This window comes from Natronomonas salina, from assembly GCF_013391105.1.
In the GTDB taxonomy this organism is placed as follows: domain Archaea; phylum Halobacteriota; class Halobacteria; order Halobacteriales; family Haloarculaceae; genus Natronomonas; species Natronomonas salina.
This window is the reverse complement of record NZ_CP058335.1, coordinates 2,274,458-2,289,283: the sequence shown is the minus strand read 5'-3', so window position 1 is coordinate 2,289,283 and position 14,826 is coordinate 2,274,458. Positions and strand designations below refer to the sequence as shown.

15 protein-coding genes are annotated in these 14,826 nt (G+C 70.1%); 7 read left to right on the top strand and 8 right to left on the bottom strand.

Translation table 11 applies throughout. The annotated features are described in order from the left end of the window. Nucleotides 1-30 precede the first annotated feature (30 nt). Both glyS and HWV07_RS11950 read right to left on the bottom strand, forming a co-directional pair. Nucleotides 31-1,767 (bottom strand): glycine--tRNA ligase, encoded by a 1,737-nt coding sequence (gene glyS / locus HWV07_RS11955; RefSeq protein ID WP_178334518.1) that lies wholly within the window; start codon nucleotides 1,765-1,767, stop codon nucleotides 31-33. Beyond that, nucleotides 1,764-2,615, bottom strand: a complete 852-nt coding sequence (locus HWV07_RS11950) for a CBS domain-containing protein (protein ID WP_178334517.1) — start codon at nucleotides 2,613-2,615, stop codon at nucleotides 1,764-1,766. Before HWV07_RS11950 ends, glyS begins: the two co-directional genes overlap by 4 nt. Before the next feature lie 477 nt (nucleotides 2,616-3,092). Here HWV07_RS11950 and HWV07_RS11945 point away from each other — a divergent pair, with 477 nt between their 5' ends. Next, nucleotides 3,093-3,629: an SWIM zinc finger family protein gene (locus HWV07_RS11945; RefSeq protein ID WP_246279759.1), complete on the top strand. Its 537-nt coding sequence runs from the start codon at nucleotides 3,093-3,095 to the stop codon at nucleotides 3,627-3,629. 115 nt (nucleotides 3,630-3,744) lie between these two features. After that, nucleotides 3,745-4,422: a bacteriorhodopsin gene (locus HWV07_RS11940; RefSeq protein ID WP_178334515.1), complete on the top strand. Its 678-nt coding sequence runs from the start codon at nucleotides 3,745-3,747 to the stop codon at nucleotides 4,420-4,422. A 4-nt stretch (nucleotides 4,423-4,426) separates the two neighbouring features. On the opposite strand, the gene hjc is transcribed toward HWV07_RS11940, so the two are convergent. Continuing rightward, nucleotides 4,427-4,969, bottom strand: a complete 543-nt coding sequence (gene hjc / locus HWV07_RS11935; RefSeq protein ID WP_178334514.1) for a Holliday junction resolvase Hjc — start codon at nucleotides 4,967-4,969, stop codon at nucleotides 4,427-4,429. 86 nt (nucleotides 4,970-5,055) lie between these two features. Next, nucleotides 5,056-6,495, bottom strand: coding sequence for an MATE family efflux transporter (locus tag HWV07_RS11930; protein ID WP_178334513.1), 1,440 nt, complete (start codon nucleotides 6,493-6,495; stop codon nucleotides 5,056-5,058). 92 nt (nucleotides 6,496-6,587) lie between these two features. On the opposite strand from HWV07_RS11930, the gene lipA reads away from it, so the two are divergent. From lipA to HWV07_RS11905, 5 genes are all read left to right on the top strand, one after another. After that, on the top strand, nucleotides 6,588-7,529 hold the full coding sequence (gene lipA / locus HWV07_RS11925) for a lipoyl synthase (RefSeq protein WP_178334512.1): 942 nt from the start codon (nucleotides 6,588-6,590) through the stop codon (nucleotides 7,527-7,529). A gap of 250 nt (nucleotides 7,530-7,779) precedes the next feature. Beyond that, nucleotides 7,780-8,907 carry a pyruvate dehydrogenase (acetyl-transferring) E1 component subunit alpha gene (gene pdhA, locus HWV07_RS11920; RefSeq protein ID WP_178334511.1) on the top strand — a complete coding sequence of 376 codons (1,128 nt, stop codon included), beginning with the start codon at nucleotides 7,780-7,782 and terminating at the stop codon, nucleotides 8,905-8,907. Continuing rightward, nucleotides 8,904-9,905 carry an alpha-ketoacid dehydrogenase subunit beta gene (locus HWV07_RS11915; RefSeq protein WP_178334510.1) on the top strand — a complete coding sequence of 334 codons (1,002 nt, stop codon included), beginning with the start codon at nucleotides 8,904-8,906 and terminating at the stop codon, nucleotides 9,903-9,905. Before pdhA ends, HWV07_RS11915 begins: the two co-directional genes overlap by 4 nt. Before the next feature lies 1 nt (nucleotide 9,906). Further along, nucleotides 9,907-11,481, top strand: coding sequence for a 2-oxo acid dehydrogenase subunit E2 (locus HWV07_RS11910; RefSeq protein WP_178334509.1), 1,575 nt, complete (start codon nucleotides 9,907-9,909; stop codon nucleotides 11,479-11,481). A gap of 87 nt (nucleotides 11,482-11,568) precedes the next feature. After that, on the top strand, nucleotides 11,569-12,312 hold the full coding sequence (locus tag HWV07_RS11905; RefSeq protein WP_178334508.1) for a DNA polymerase sliding clamp: 744 nt from the start codon (nucleotides 11,569-11,571) through the stop codon (nucleotides 12,310-12,312). A gap of 9 nt (nucleotides 12,313-12,321) precedes the next feature. On the opposite strand, the gene HWV07_RS11900 is transcribed toward HWV07_RS11905, so the two are convergent. The 4 genes from HWV07_RS11900 to HWV07_RS11885 all read right to left on the bottom strand — a co-directional run bounded on the left by HWV07_RS11900 (nucleotide 12,322) and on the right by HWV07_RS11885 (nucleotide 14,813). Next, entirely contained in the window at nucleotides 12,322-12,774 is a 453-nt protein-coding gene (locus tag HWV07_RS11900; RefSeq protein WP_178334507.1) for a TIGR00725 family protein, read from the bottom strand. A 272-nt stretch (nucleotides 12,775-13,046) separates the two neighbouring features. Then, a complete protein-coding gene (locus HWV07_RS11895; RefSeq protein WP_178334506.1) occupies nucleotides 13,047-13,787 on the bottom strand; it encodes a beta-ketoacyl-ACP reductase in 741 nt (246 codons plus the stop codon). A 46-nt stretch (nucleotides 13,788-13,833) separates the two neighbouring features. After that, nucleotides 13,834-13,998, bottom strand: a complete 165-nt coding sequence (locus HWV07_RS11890) for a DUF6757 family protein (protein WP_178334505.1) — start codon at nucleotides 13,996-13,998, stop codon at nucleotides 13,834-13,836. A 44-nt stretch (nucleotides 13,999-14,042) separates the two neighbouring features. Continuing rightward, nucleotides 14,043-14,813 carry a PHP domain-containing protein gene (locus HWV07_RS11885; RefSeq protein WP_178334504.1) on the bottom strand — a complete coding sequence of 257 codons (771 nt, stop codon included), beginning with the start codon at nucleotides 14,811-14,813 and terminating at the stop codon, nucleotides 14,043-14,045. Nucleotides 14,814-14,826: the final 13 nt, after the last annotated feature.

The following is a 14,826-nucleotide window of genomic DNA, read 5'->3' as shown; positions in this document are numbered from 1 at the left end:
GTGCCGGGTTCGGACGCTGGCGGGTAAAAACTACAGGTCGGCCAGCGTCTCGCCGCCGACGAGCCGGCGGAGCGCCTCGGGGAGGTCGTCGACCGCGACCCGCGCCTGGTCCGTGGAGTCGCGCTCCCGGACCGTCACGGTGTCCTCCTCGAGGGATTCGTAGTCGACGGTCACGCAGTAGGGCGTCCCGACCTCGTCCTGGCGGCGGTAGCGCCGACCGATGTTGCCCGAGTCGTCGTAGGCGACCTCGAAGCCGGCCTGCCGGAGCTCTCGGGCGATCTCCCCGGCGCGGTCGTCGAGGCCGTCCTTCGTCATCAGCGGGAAGACGGCGACCGTGGTCGGCGCGAGTTCGGCGGGCAGGTCGAGGAACGCGCGCTCCTCGCCGTCGACCTCGTCGGCGCCGTGGGAGTGGACGAGCACGCTGTAGACGAGGCGGCCGACGCCGAAGGACGGCTCGACGACGTGCGGCGTGATATGCTCGCCGGCCTCGGTCTGCTCCTCGACGGCGAAGCCGGTCTTCTCGACGGGGACGGTGTACTCCTCGCCGTCGATCTCGACGGTGACCTCGTCGCCGTCGAAGGCCGACCGGTCGCGGCCGGCCAGCGACTCGAGGGCGTCGGCGACGTCGCCCGCGTCGCCGCCGAACTCGGGGCCGAGGTAGCTCATGTCCGGGTCGACGGTCGCCCGCTCCACCGTCTTCGGCTCGTCGTACTGCCGGAACAGCGTGAAGTCGTCGCCGGAGTACTCGCCGTGCTTCGAGAGGTCGTAGTCCGAGCGGTACGCGAAGCCGGTCACCTCCACCCAGTTGCCGCCGAGTTCGGTCTCGGCGTCCCAGCAGTCCGCGGCGTAGTGGGCGCGCTCGCCGGAGAGGTGCTGGCGGTAGCGGAACCGGTCCATGTCGACGCCGACGCGCTCGTAGAACGCCATCGCGCGGCCGAGGTAGTAGGCGACCCACTCGCTGCCGATGACGCCCTCGTCGACGGCCTCGCGGACGGTGTAGGTCTCGAGGCCGCCGTCGTCTGCGTGCTGGGCCTCGGCGGAGTACAGCGGCACCTCGACGTCGGCGACGCGGTCCAGCGGCGGCTCGTCGTTCTCCGGGTCGATGAAGTGCTCGAGTTCGGCCTGCGTGAACTCCCGGACGCGGACGAGCGCCCGCCGCGGCGAGATCTCGTTGCGGTAGGCGGTGCCGACCTGGGCGACGCCGAACGGCAGCTGGTTGCGGGCGTACTCCTTCAGCCGCGGGAACTCCACGAAGATGCCCTGGGCGGTCTCCGGCCGGAGGTAGCCGGGCGAGGAGGAACCGGGCCCGATGTTCGTGCCGAACATGAGGTTGAACTCGTCGACCTCCTCGCCGGCCAGCGACGCGCCGCAGGAGGGACACTCGATGTGGTGGGTGGCGATGAGTTCGCCGACCTCCTCGGGGTCGTAGGCCTCCGCGTCCTCGACGTCCTCGACGGCGTCCTCGACGAGGTGGTCGGCGCGGTGGGTCGCCCCGCACTCCGCGCACTCGACGATCATGTCGTCGAAGCCGTCGAGGTGGCCCGAGGCCTCGAAGACGGCCTCCGGCATCACGGTCGGCGCCGACACCTCCATGTGGCCCTCCTCGCGGACGAAGATGTCGCGCCAGGCGTCCTCGAGGTTGCGCTTCAGCGCCGCGCCCTCCGGGCCGTAGGTGTAGAAGCCGGCGGTGCCGCCGTAGGCCTCGTTCGACGGGAAGAAGAAGCCGCGTCGCTTCGCAAGCTCGGCGAGGTCGGCCAGCTCGCTCATCGCAGCGCCTCCAGCAGGTCGACGTCCCGGACGATGCCGACGAGCTCGCCGCCGGCGACCAGCGGGATCTGCTCGACGTCGTTCGAGAGCATCAGCTGGGCCGCCTCGCGGGCGGTCTTCTGTCTCGTCACCGTGATCAGGTCCGCGGTCATGAACTCGGTGACCGGCTCCGCGGGGATCTCGACGTTCAGCGTCGGGATGGAGCGGCTCCCGACCGCCTTGATGCCCTCCCACATCCACTCGTCGTCCTCGTTGGCGAGCGCGTCGCCGGGGTCGTCCTCACCCTGCACGACGCGGGCGACCTCGATGACGTCGACCTCGGTGAGCATGCCCGCGAGGCCGCCGTCCTCGCCGAGCACGACCGCGTAGGGGACGTTCGAGTGGTACAGTTCGCGCTCGGCGACCGGCAGCGGCGTCCCCTGGTAGACCGTGTTGACCTCCAGCGTCGCGAGTTCGCCGACCTCCGTGTCGCCGTCCTCCTCGCCCTCGGCGATCGCGCGGACGACGTCCGTGACGGTGACGATACCGACCAGTTCGCCGTCGTCGACGACCGGGACCCGGCGCTCGTCGGTCTCGAAGACCAGGTCGGCCAGCTCCGTCAGCGAGGTCGCGGACTCGGTCGTCGGCACCTCCCGGACGAGCAGCGCCAGCTGGTCCTCGTCGGGCTGCTCGATGAGGGACTCGCGGGTGACCAGGCCGCGGAACTGTTCGCCGCCGGCGGTCTGCTTGACGACGGGGACCGACGAGAACCCCCGGTCCTGCAGGTACTCGAGGCACTCGTCCCTGGTGCCGGGGAGTTCCACGGTCACGACGTCCGACCGCGGCGTCATGGCGTCTGCGACGTTCATACCTGCTCGCTTCCGTCGCCTCCGTACTAAGGCCTTCGACCCACTTTTTGCACGGACGGCCTCCGGCCGTCCGGCAAAAACGTGGGGAAAATATGCGCGCCCTCCTCCTGTCGCAGGCCCTCACTTCGTTCGGGCCCGCGGTAGTCGTCGGGCGCTACGGCGACTCGCTCCCTGCGGTCGCTCGTCGCCGTGAACCGCGCTCCCTTCGGTCGCGCGGATGCTGGTATGTTGGCCCTGACCGGCCGGGCTGATTCCGGCAGCGAGTAACGAACCCGAAACCGAGGTAAATGTGGTCGAAACCAAGGGAAGGCGGACCGTTCCGCCGAGTCACTCATACGTCTGCAGCACCTACACTTCGACTGGAACATGACGCACCCGGAACACACATCCGCGTCATCGGACTCTCACCGGAGACGCCCGCTGGCGCCCGATACCCGACGGCTCGACGAACGCTCCGCGCGCGCCTGGACGGAGTCGATGGCCGTCCGGCCCGTCGGCGAGGGCCGCTACGTCGTCGAGAGCCAGTCCGGCGCGGAGTACCTGGTCGACCTGCCGAACAGCGACTGCTCCTGCCCGGACCACGAGATCCGCGGCGAGCACTGCAAGCACATCCGCCGGGTCGCCATCGAGGTGACCGAGCGCCGGGTCCCCGCGCCCGGCATGACGGCGGCCGACTGCGCCATCTGCGGCCACGAGTCGTTCGTCCCCGAGTCCGGGCCGGCGGTCTGTGCGGACTGCTGGCTCGAGCGCGGCGACCTCGCGACCGACCGCGAGACCGGCGACACCGTCGTCGTCTACCGCCTCACCGACGAGCGGGCCGACGAGCGATACATCGACGCCGCCGACACCACCGTCGCCGACTACCCGAAGAACGACGGCTATCCCCGCGCCGACCCCGTCGTCGAGGTCGTCTACCCGTTCTCGGGTGATGCGGAAGCCGACCTCGACGAGCGCCCCCGCTACGCCTTCCCGTACTCGCGGCTGGCGCCCCGCGACCAGATGATCGTGGAGTGAGGGCGACCTAACCGGCCGACGGCGCCGTCGGTGCGGCCGGACCGCGTTCTACCAGTTGTTTCGAGCCCCGAAGCGACGCCCGGGCTTATCGTCGCGCTCCCGCGTAGCCACGGATATGCTCACGGACGTGCAGATCAGCCTGGCGGCCGCCGCGGTGTACGCGCTTTCGACGGTCGTCTTCGTCGCGCTGTCGCGGTTCCAGCGGCCCGAACTGCGGAAGTACTGTCACCTCCTCGCGGGCGTCGTCGCCGTCTCGGCGATCGGTTCGGCGCTGTCGGGGCTGGGCGTCCTCCAGGTCCCCGTCGGCGACGTTCCCCTGGACGTGGCGTCGACGGTCGACGACCTGGTGGCGTACCCGGTCGTGTTCGGCCTGGCGGCCGTCGTCGCCGGCGCCTCGCGCCGCTCGGTTGGCCTGCTCGTCGGGCTGTCGGTGGCGTCGGTGGTCGCGAGCGTGGTCCTCGAACTCGTCGGCGCCGGGACGGCGCTGCTCGTGCTCGGTGCGATGGTCGCCTCGTACCTGGCCCGCGTCTACCTGCTGTTCGGCCCGGTCTGGCGAGCGGCGAAGCGGCAGTCCGACGACCGGCGGCTGCTCTACTGGAAGTTCCGGAACCTGCTGGTGTTCCTGATGGGGTTCGTCTTCGTCGCCATCGGCCTGTCGCTGGTCGGCTGGCTCGACACCTTCACGATGCTGCTGGTCATCGAGTACGTGAACATCCTGCTCCGCGTCGGCTTCGCCGGGTTCCTGATCGGCAACCTCTCGGCGCTCGCCGACCCGGACGCGCCCGCCGCCTGACCGCCTACAGCATCTCGACGGCGTCGTCGACCGAGAGGTCGCCGCGCTCGAGGGCGCCCAGGATGTCCCGGACCTGCTCGTCGTCGTCGCCCTCGTCGTCCTCCTGCTGTCCGTTCCCGACGACCACCTCCTCGAGGGTCACCTTCGTCGAGTCGCCGGTGAACTCAGCGAAGTCGGTGCCGCGTTCGAGGGCCGTCTCCTTCTTGACGCGGTAGTTGCCGCCGTCGGTCTCGTGGAGGTCGCCGGGGTGGAAGAAGTACCAGTCCTCGCGGTCGAACCGGACGCCGACGCGGGGCTTCGCGCCGAAGTTCCGGGAGAAGTACACCAGCGCCTCGATCTCCTCGCCGGTCAGGTAGATTGGGTCGCCGGCGGAGGACTTCGCCTCGATGGCGTAGAAGGTCTCGCCGTCGCCGGCCAGCACGTCCGGCAGTTCACGCTCGGTCGCGCTGCCGGAGGAGGGGGCCCGCATCACCGCGAAGCCCGCATCGTCGAGTGCGTTGACGAGTTCGCGCTCGCGGCGGTCCCCCTTCGCGTTCGAGTTCGGCATTGCCGGCACCTCGGGGACGGGCGGCCTTAAATCGGACGAGGGCGGGGCGAAAGTGAACGACTGGGGCGCCGCGGTCGGTCGCGGCTTCAGTCCGCCGTCGCGCCGGCTGCCTCCCGGGCGGCGGCGCTGAACATCCGGTCGCGCCGCCAGAGGTAGTAGGCGCCGACGCCGACGGCCGCGACGACGTTCGAGACCGTCACCGCCCAGAAGACGGCGTGGACGCCGAGGCCGACCCCGCCGAGTTCGACGCCGCGGACCACGACGACGGCGGCCGGCAGCGCGGCGACCGCGGCGGGGATGCGCAGCCCCCAGTACTTCAGCAGGTCGACGACGAAGCCGGTCCGGGTCCGCGAGGCGCCGTTGAAGCCGGCCAGCAGGACCGCGGAGGCGCCCATCGCCCAGTAGCTGTACGCGAGGATCTCGAGGTAGTCGACCGTCAGGGCGAACCCGGCGTCGGTGAGCGTCGGGACGAAGGTCTCGGCGAGGGCGCCCGGGAGGAACCACTGGAGAACGCCGACGAGGCCCAGGGCGCCGCCGGCGATGGCGACGCCGCTGCGGACAGTGTCGTGGGCGCGGTCCGGTCGGTCGGCCCCGAGATTCTGGCCGACCATGCTCTGGGCGGCGCTGCCGAACCCGGAGGCAGGGACGAAGGCGACGGTGGCGACGCGGGCGCCGACGGTGTAGGCCGCGAGGCCGGCCGCGCCGCCGACCGTCGCGACGACGCCGACGATGGCGACGCGGGCGCTCTGGCCGGCGAGTTGCTGGCCGGAGACCGGCGCGCCGACGTCCGCCAGTTCGCGGAGATCGTCGGTCGAGAGGCGGGCGTCGCTCCACGACAGCGACAGCGAGTCCCGGACTCGGGTCGCCAGGAGGAGGGCGAACCCGAACCCGAGGGCGTAGCCGACGCCGGTCGCGAGGGCGGCGCCGCGGACGCCGAGTGCGGGGACCGGGCCGACGCCGAGGATGAGGAACGGGTCGAGCAGGAGGTTCGTCCCGACCATCACGAGGTTGACGTACAGCGCCGCGCGGGTGTCGCCCCAGCCGACGAAGGCCCGCTCGACGGCGTCGCTGCTGGCCGCCAGCGGGAAGAACGCGGCGTAGACGAACAGGTACGATGCGGCCAGCGGCGCGATCTCCGGGCCGGCGCCGAGCAGCCTGACGACCCGCCCGCCGACGAGCGCGACGGCGCCGAACAGCGCGAGGCCGAGGCAGAAGGAGAGCGCGACGCCGTTGCACGCGAGCCGTCGGGCGGCGGCGGGGTCGTCGGCGCCGACGCGCTGGGCGACCAGGATCTGCGTGCCGACGGCGCCCGTGGCCACGACGCCGAACATGATCGCGAGGATCGGGAAGTCGAGGCCGACGGCGGCGACCTCCGCCTCGCCGACGCGGCCCAGCCAGAAGGTGTCGACGAGCTGGTTGACGACGTGGACGAGGTTCTGGACGAGCAGCGGCACCGCCAGCAGGACGAGCGTGCGGGCTATCGGCCCCGCGGTCACGTCGTCGGGCGAGACGTCGAGGGCGCCCATCGAAACGCAAATACGAAGAAGAATACAAAGTCCTTTTGGTGTGAAATTATCCCGTCCCGCACGTTTTAGTCCGCGGGGCCGAAGGGACGGACATGAGCAGCCGGCGCCGCAAGCCCGAGTGGCTGAAGACCCGCCCGCCGAGCGGCGAGCGGTTCGCCGAGATCAAGGCGACGCTCCGCGAGCGGGACCTCCACACGGTCTGCGAGGAGGCCAACTGCCCGAACCTCGGGGACTGCTGGAGCGGGCGGAACGGCCCGGGGACAGCCACGTTCATGCTGATGGGCGACCGCTGCTCCCGGGGCTGTAACTTCTGCGACGTCGAGACCGGCGGCATGGCGCCGCTGGACCCCGACGAGCCGGAGAACGTCGCCGAGGCGGTCGCCGAGATCGGCCTGGAGTACGTCGTCCTCACCTCCGTCGACCGCGACGACCTCGACGACGGCGGGGCGGGCCACTTCGCGGAGACCATCCGCGAGATCAAGCGCCGGGACCCCTCCATCCTCGTCGAGGCGCTCGTCCCGGACTTCCGGGGCGACCCCGACGACGTCCAGAAGATACTCGAGGCGGAACCGGACGTCGTCGCCCACAACGTCGAGACCGTCGAGCGGCTCCAGTGGCCCGTCAGGGACCGCCGCGCCGGCTACGAACAGTCGCTGTCGGTCCTCGAGCAGATCGCCGCCGACTCCGACGTCTACGCCAAGACGAGCCTGATGCTCGGCGTGGGCGAGTACGACCACGAGGTCTACCAGACGCTGTCGGACCTCCGCGAGGTCGGCGTCGACGTCGTCACCTTCGGGCAGTACCTCCAGCCCTCGCGGTCCCACCTCGAGGTCTTCGACTACGTCCACCCGGACAAGTTCGACGTCTGGAAGACGGTCGCCGAGGAGGAGTTCGGGTTCAGCTACTGCGCCTCGGGGCCGATGGTCCGGTCGTCGTTCCGCGCCGGCGAACTCTTCGTCGAGGCGATGTTGCGGGACGGCGAGAGCGTCGAGGACGCCCGTTCCAGGGCCGAGACCCGCGGACAGGCGGACTGAAACGTTCCTCGACTGGCGGTGGCGGACCGTCTGGGGCCGCCAGACGGAGGACGACGTCCACCGCTCTTCCGAGAGTTCTCACTCGTAAGATTCCGTCTCGGGTTCGTCGGCACTTCTGTACGTTCGTCGATAGCGACGCGAATCGAGGGTTCGAACGACCAGTATGTCTCGGAAATCGTGGATGTGGCAAAATTTACGTAAACACTATGCCGGCGGCCGCCGACTGTGCCGTCATGCGACGGAGGGAGCTATGAGTACGCTGCAACGTGACCCCCGCGACCGGGTGCAGGTACTCGACGAGGACGGGAACGTCGTCGACGGCGCCGACGTCCCCGACCTCGCTGACGAGGAACTCGTCGAGATGTATCGGCAGATGCGGCTCGCCCGGCACTTCGACCAGCGGGCCGTCAGCCTCCAGCGGCAGGGGCGGATGGGGACGTACCCGCCGCTGTCGGGCCAGGAGGCCGCCCAGATCGGCAGCGCGACCGCGCTGGCCGACGACGACTGGATGTTCCCCAGCTACCGCGAGCACGGCGCCGCCTACGCCCGCGGGCTGGACCTCCACCAGACGCTCCGGCTCTGGATGGGCGACGAGCGGGGCAACAGCCTCGAGGGGCTGAACATCTTCCCGGTGGCGGTGCCGATCGCCACCCAGATCCTGCACGCGACGGGGGCGGCGTGGGCCTCGGACCTGCAGGGTGAATCCGACGAGGCGTTCCTCTGTTACTTCGGCGACGGCGCGACCTCGGAGGGGGACTTCCACGAGGGGCTGAACTTCGCGGGCGTCTTCGACGTCCCCGCCGTCTTCTTCTGCAACAACAACCAGTGGGCGATCTCGGTGCCGCGGGAGCGGCAGTCGGCGTCGGCGACGCTGGCCCAGAAGGCCCACGCCTACGGCTTCGAGGGCGTCCTCGTCGACGGGATGGACCCCCTGGCGGTCTACCAGGTGACCCACGAGGCCCTCGAGAAGGCCAAGCACCCCGACCCCGCGTCGGACGACGCGCCCGGGCGGGCCACGCGGCCGACGCTCATCGAGGCCATCCAGTACCGCTTCGGCGCGCACACGACGGCCGACGACCCCTCGGTCTACCGCGACGACGACGAGGTCGAGCGCTGGAAGGCCAAGGATCCCATCCCGCGGCTGGAGTCGTACCTCCGCGACCGGGGGCTGCTCGACGACGAACGCGTCGACGCCGTCGGGCAGTCCGTCGAGGACGAGGTCGCCGAGGCCATCAGCGAGGCGGAGAGCATCGAGCGGCCGGACCCCTCGGACATGTTCGAACACGTCTACGAGGAGATGCCCCAGCGGCTCCGCGAACAGCGGGAGTACCTCGAACAGCTCCGCGAACGACACGGCGACGAGGAACTACTGGAATGAGCACCGAACAGCAGGGCGAGAGCCAGAACCTGACGCTCGTACAGGCCGTCCGCGACGGGATGCGCGGCGAGATGGACCGGGACGACGACGTCGTCGTCATGGGCGAGGACGTCGGCAAGAACGGCGGCGTCTTCCGCGCCACCGAGGGGCTCTACGAGGAGTTCGGCGAGGACCGCGTCATCGACACGCCGCTGGCGGAGGCCGGCATCGTCGGCACCGCCATCGGGATGGCCGCCTACGGCCTCCGGCCGGTCCCCGAGATCCAGTTCTCCGGGTTCATGTACCCGGCCTTCGACCAGATCGTCTCCCACGCGGCCCGGATGCGGACTCGCTCGCGCGGGCGGTTCACCTGCCCGATGGTCGTCCGAGCGCCCTACGGCGGCGGCATCCGCGCGCCCGAGCACCACTCGGAGTCCAAGGAGGCCTTCTACACCCACGAGGCGGGCCTGAAGGTCGTCATCCCCTCGACGCCGTACGACGCGAAGGGGCTGCTCGCCGCCTCCATCCGCGACCCCGACCCGGTCATCTTCATGGAACCGAAGCTCATCTACCGGGCGTTCCGCGAGGAGGTCCCGGACGAGCCCTACACGGTCGACCTCGGCGAGGCCGCGGTCCGGCGCGAGGGGTCGGACGTGTCGCTGTTCACCTGGGGTGCGATGACCCGGCCGAGCATCGAGGCCGCCGAGTCGGTCGCCGAGGACGGCATCGACGTCGAGGTCGTCGACCTCCGGACGATGAAGCCGATGGACACCGACGCCATCCTGGAGTCCTTCGAGAAGACGGGCCGGGCGGTCGTCGTCCACGAGGCGCCGAAGACGGGCGGGCTCGCCGGCGAGATCACCGCGACCATCCAGGAGGAGGCGCTGCTCTACCAGGAGGCGCCGGTGAAGCGCGTGACCGGCTTCGACGTCCCCTACCCACTTTACGCCCTGGAGGACTACTACATGCCTGAGGACACGCGGATCGAGGACGCGATCCGCGAGACCCACGAGTTCTGACATGGTACGCGAGTTCAAACTCCCCGACGTCGGCGAGGGACTGACCGAGGCCGAGATCGTCAGCTGGCTGGTCGAGCCGGGCGATACGGTCTCGGAGGACCAGCCCGTCGCCGAGGTCGAGACGGACAAGGCAGTCGTCGAGGTTCCCGCCCCGGTCAACGGGACGGTCCGAGAGATACTCGCCGAGGAAGGCGAGATGGTGCCGGTCGGCGAGGTGATCATCACGTTCGACGTGGAGGGCGAAGAGGCCGAACCGGTCGAGGACGAGGGCGCACAGCCGGACGAACCCCGCGACGAGACGGCCGGCACCGACGAGGCGCCGGCCGGTACGGGAGAGGCGGACGAGACGGGCGAGTCCGACCAGCCGTCGGGTCGCGTCTTCGCCTCGCCGTCGACGAAGCGGCTGGCCCGCGAACTGGACGTCGACATCCAGCGCGTCTCCGGGAGCGGTCCCGGCGGGCGCGTCACCGAGGCGGACGTCCAGGCCGCGGCCGAGGACGCAGACGGGACCGGGACGGCGGCCGACGCCGACGCTGGCGACGCCGGCGACTCCGGAGTGAAGTCCGCCACCCGGAAGATCACCGACGAGGACGCCGCCGCGGGTTCCGCGGACGACGGTGCCGCAGCGGGCGGCGCCGGGGCCGCCACGCCCTCGGAGTCGGCCGACCGCGACCGGACGCTGGCGGCGCCCGCCACCCGCAAGCTGGCCGAGGAGAAGGGCGTCGACCTCGACAGCGTCCCGACCGACGAGACGAAGGACGGCGAGGCGTTCGTCACGCCCGAGCAGGTCGAGCAGTACGCCGAGGCCCAGCAGCGCGCCCAGGAGGCCGACGCCGAGGCGGTCTCGGCCGGCGCCGGCCGGGCGCTCGAGGCGACCGGCGAGGACGAGCGCATCCCCTACCGCGGCGTCCGGCGCACCATCGGCAAGCAGATGGAGCGCTCGAAGTACACCGCGCCGCACGTCACCCACCACGACGACGTGGACGTGACCGAGCTGGTCGAGGCGCGTGGACGCCTCAAGGAGCGCGCCGAGGAGCGCGGGACGAAGCTCACCTACATGCCGTTCGTCATCAAGGCCGTCGTCGCGGGGTTGAAGGAACACCCCATCCTGAACGCCCAGCTCGACGAGGACGCCGAGGAGATCGTCGTTCGCGGCGACTACAACGTCGGCGTCGCGACGGCGACCGAGGCCGGTCTGATGGTCCCCGTCGTGAAGCACGCCGACCGCAAGGGGATGCTCGAGATCGCCGACGAGATGAACGAGCTGACCGGGAAGGCCCGCGAGCGCTCCATCGCCCGCGAGGACATGCAGGACGGGACGTTCACCATCACGAACTTCGGGGCCATCGGCGGCGAGTACGCGACGCCGATCATCAACTACCCCGAGGCGGCGATCCTGGGGCTCGGCGCCATCAAGGACAAGCCCAGAGTCGTGGACGGCGACGTGGTGCCGCGGAAGGTGATGACCCTCTCGCTGTCCATCGACCACCGGGTCGTCGACGGGGCCGACGCCGCCCGGTTCGTCAACACCCTCAAGGAGTACCTCGAGTCGCCCGAGTTGCTCCTGCTGGAGTAGCCGGCGGGGGGCGGCGGCATCTCACGCGCGGGACGCGCGCGTGATGAAAAGTATATTTTTAAGGAGGCGGGAAGTACGGTGTCCTATATGTTCAAGGCTATCGTGAGTGCGGACACGCTCGGGGCGGCGCTGGACTCCGTCAGCGTCCTGGTCGACGAGTGCAAGATCCGCCTCGAGGAGGAGGGCCTCACGATCCGGGCGGTGGACCCGGCGAACGTCGGCATGGTCGATCTCGAACTCTCGGCGTCCGCCTTCGAGTCCTACGAGACCGACGGGGGCATCATCGGCGTCAACCTCGACCGGCTGGAGGACATCGTGGGAATGGCCGACTCCGGCCAGCTCGTCAACCTCGAGCTGGACGAGGAGACCCGCAAGCTCCACATCTCGCTGGACGGTCTCGAGTACACCCTGGCGCTCATCGACCCCGACTCCATCCGCCAGGAGCCCGACCTGCCGGACCTGGACCTCTCCTCGGAGATCGTCATCGAGGGCAAGGACATCGCCCGCGCCGTCAAGGCCGCCGACATGGTCTCCGACCACATCGCCTTGGGCGTCGACCCCGACGCCGAGCAGTTCTACGTCGACGCGGAGGGCGACACCGACGACGTCCACCTCGAACTGGGCCGCGAGGACCTCATCGACCTCACCGCCGGCGAAGCCCGGTCGCTGTTCTCGCTGGACTACCTCAAGGACATGAACAAGGCCATCCCCTCCGACGCGGAGGTCACGATGGAGCTCGGCGAGGAGTTCCCCGTCAAGATGCACTTCGACTTCGCGGAGGGCGACGGCCACGTGACGTTCATGCTGGCGCCGCGCATCCAGAGCGACTGAGGTTCCGACTCACCCTTCTACCGCGTCCTCGACGAACGCCACCGCAGCCTCGGGCGTCTCGACCGCCTCGAACCCCTCGAGTTCGATGGGGTGGGTGTCGAGCCCGGCGACCGGCCGGTGGAAGTCAAGCGCGTGGCCGAGTTCCGAGAGCGTCCCCGCCGCGCCGTCGACGGCGATCACCGCGTCGCCGTTCATCGGCACCAGCACGTTCCGGGCGTTGCCCATCCCCGTCGCGACCGGCGTGGTGACGTACTCGTTGGCCTGCGTCCGTCGCTCCCCGGGGAGGATGCCGATGGTCTCGGCGTCGTGCTCGCGGGCGCCGCGGCAGACGGCTTCCATGGTTCCGCCGCGACCGCCGCAGACGACCGTGTGTCCGCGCTCGCCGAGCAGTCGCCCGACCTCGCGTGCAGTCTCGTAGGTCTCGTCGTCGATTCTGGAGCCGCCGATGACGGAGACGCGCATCTTGCTGTGTAATCCGGAGGTGACGTAGTAGGTTTTCCTGGTCGCATAGCTGACTGCAGTTTCAATTGTGAGTATCCGCCGAGTGGGCGACCTTTGGTCGCCCACGAGGCGGTTCTCCGTCGCCGACCGAAGGGAGGCGACGGTAGCGCCCGACGACTACCGCGGGCCCGAACGAAGTGAGGGCCCGCGACAGGAGGAGGGTGCGCATATTTTCCCCACGTTTTTGCCGCGAGGCGCGGTACCGCCGCGCCGAGCGTGCAAAAAGTGGGTGTCTACCACTCCATGCCGCCGTTGACGGCCAGGATCTGGCCGGTCATGTAACCGGCGTCCTCGCCGGCGACGAAGCGGACGATGCCGGCGACGTCCTCGGGGGTGGCGAAGCGATCGAGGGGGATGCGCTGGAGGATCTTCTCCTGGACGCGCTCGGGGACGGTCTCGAGCATGTCGGTCTTCACGAAACCGGGGGCGACGCAGTTGGCGGTCGAGCCGCTCGAGGCGAGTTCGAGGGCGAGCGTCCGGGTGAACCCGAAGAGCCCCGATTTGGTGGTCGCGTAGTTGGCCTGCCCGTAGTTGCCCTGCTGGCCGACGACCGAGGAGATGTTGACGAGCCGGCCGTCCTCGGCGGCCTTGATGTCGTCGAAGAGGCAGTGGGTGCAGTTGAAGACGCCGCCGAGGTTGACGTCCATCACGCGGTCCCAGTCCTCGCGGGTCATGTGCTCGAACTTCTTGTCGACGGTGATGCCGGCGTTGTTCACGAGGACGTCGACGCGGCCGAACTCGTCGTGGACGGTCTCGCACATCGCCTCGACGTCGTCGTACTCGGCGACGTTGCCCTGGACGGGGATGGCGCTGCCGCCCTCGGACTCGATGACGTCGACGACCTCGCGAGCCGCCTCGTCGGAGCTGCGGTAGTTGACCACCACCTCGGCGCCGTGGCGGCCGAGGTCCTCCGCGACAGCGCGACCGATACCTCTGGAGGCGCCGGTGACGAGACAGGTCTGGGAGTCGAGCATGCTCCCTAGACGGGCGGGTAGCTAAAAGGCCTGCCGCCGGGACGCGTCAGTTGTCGAGCGCTTCGTCCACCTGCGACCGGACGTCTTCGAGCCACTCCGAGTCGGAGAGTTCGTCCATCCGCTCCCGGAGGTGGCTCTCGCAGAGGCCGACCTTGACGTGGTCCTTCTCGACGGCCACTGCGGCGTCGTCCTCGCAGTAGTGACACTGCATGGCCGGGGCTACGGGGCCGAGCGGTTTGAACCCACCGTTAGCGGTCAGAGTGCGGCCCGAAACCGGCGATACGCGTCCCGGTCGAGCCCCGCCTTTCCGAGCGTCTCGTCGTGGGCGTCGCTCCCGCCGGTGACGAGCAGGTCGTGTCGCTCGACGGCCCGCTCCAGCGGTCGGGGGTCGACGTCCCGGTCGTAGGGGTAGAACCGTTCGACGGCGTCGAGGTCGGCGCACAGTTCCAGGGCCGCCTCCGGGTCATCGTACCGGTAGGGGTGGGCCAGCGAGACGACGCCGCAGGCCTCGTCGAGGACCTCGAGGCCGTCCTCGAAGGAGGGGACGTCGCGGGCGACGAAGCAGGGACCGTCGTTCCCGATGAGTTCGTCGAAGGCGTCGCCGTAGCTGTACTCGGTGGCCTCCTCGATGGCGCGGGCGATGTGGGGGCGGCCCAGCCCCTCGCGGGGTTCGACGGGGAGGTCGACGCCGAGGCGCTCCTCGACGCGCTCGATGATCTCGCGGCCGCGCTCGATCCGGTCGGTCTGGAGGTGCTCGACGAGCGCCTCGAGGGCGTCGGTCCGCCGGGCGCCGTAGCCCAGGAGGTCGACGCGCTCGTCGGGCGCTTCGACGCGCAGTTCGATGCCGTGGACGACGGTGACGCCGTCGAGGTGGGCGACCGGCGTCCGGAGGTCCGGGTGGAGGCGGTCGTGATCGGTGACGGCGACGGTCCCGACGTCGGCGGCCTCGGCCGCGTCGGGCAGCGTCTCGAGGGTCAGCGTCCCGTCGGAGTTCGTCGTGTGCACGTGGAGATCCGCGACGACCATACGCCACCCTCGC

Excerpts from the sequence above, each read along its gene's own strand:
- glyS (WP_178334518.1), bottom strand. The coding sequence starts at position 1,767 with ATGAGCGAGCTGGCCGACCTCGCCGAGCTTGCGAAGCGACGCGGCTTC.
- HWV07_RS11950 (WP_178334517.1), bottom strand. The coding sequence starts at position 2,615 with ATGAACGTCGCAGACGCCATGACGCCGCGGTCGGACGTCGTGACCGTG.
- HWV07_RS11945 (WP_246279759.1), top strand. The coding sequence starts at position 3,093 with ATGGCCGTCCGGCCCGTCGGCGAGGGCCGCTACGTCGTCGAGAGCCAG.
- HWV07_RS11940 (WP_178334515.1), top strand. The coding sequence starts at position 3,745 with ATGCTCACGGACGTGCAGATCAGCCTGGCGGCCGCCGCGGTGTACGCG.
- hjc (WP_178334514.1), bottom strand. The coding sequence starts at position 4,969 with ATGCCGAACTCGAACGCGAAGGGGGACCGCCGCGAGCGCGAACTCGTC.
- HWV07_RS11930 (WP_178334513.1), bottom strand. The coding sequence starts at position 6,495 with ATGGGCGCCCTCGACGTCTCGCCCGACGACGTGACCGCGGGGCCGATA.
- lipA (WP_178334512.1), top strand. The coding sequence starts at position 6,588 with ATGAGCAGCCGGCGCCGCAAGCCCGAGTGGCTGAAGACCCGCCCGCCG.
- pdhA (WP_178334511.1), top strand. The coding sequence starts at position 7,780 with ATGAGTACGCTGCAACGTGACCCCCGCGACCGGGTGCAGGTACTCGAC.
- HWV07_RS11915 (WP_178334510.1), top strand. The coding sequence starts at position 8,904 with ATGAGCACCGAACAGCAGGGCGAGAGCCAGAACCTGACGCTCGTACAG.
- HWV07_RS11910 (WP_178334509.1), top strand. The coding sequence starts at position 9,907 with ATGGTACGCGAGTTCAAACTCCCCGACGTCGGCGAGGGACTGACCGAG.
- HWV07_RS11905 (WP_178334508.1), top strand. The coding sequence starts at position 11,569 with ATGTTCAAGGCTATCGTGAGTGCGGACACGCTCGGGGCGGCGCTGGAC.
- HWV07_RS11900 (WP_178334507.1), bottom strand. The coding sequence starts at position 12,774 with ATGCGCGTCTCCGTCATCGGCGGCTCCAGAATCGACGACGAGACCTAC.
- HWV07_RS11895 (WP_178334506.1), bottom strand. The coding sequence starts at position 13,787 with ATGCTCGACTCCCAGACCTGTCTCGTCACCGGCGCCTCCAGAGGTATC.
- HWV07_RS11890 (WP_178334505.1), bottom strand. The coding sequence starts at position 13,998 with ATGCAGTGTCACTACTGCGAGGACGACGCCGCAGTGGCCGTCGAGAAG.
- HWV07_RS11885 (WP_178334504.1), bottom strand. The coding sequence starts at position 14,813 with ATGGTCGTCGCGGATCTCCACGTGCACACGACGAACTCCGACGGGACG.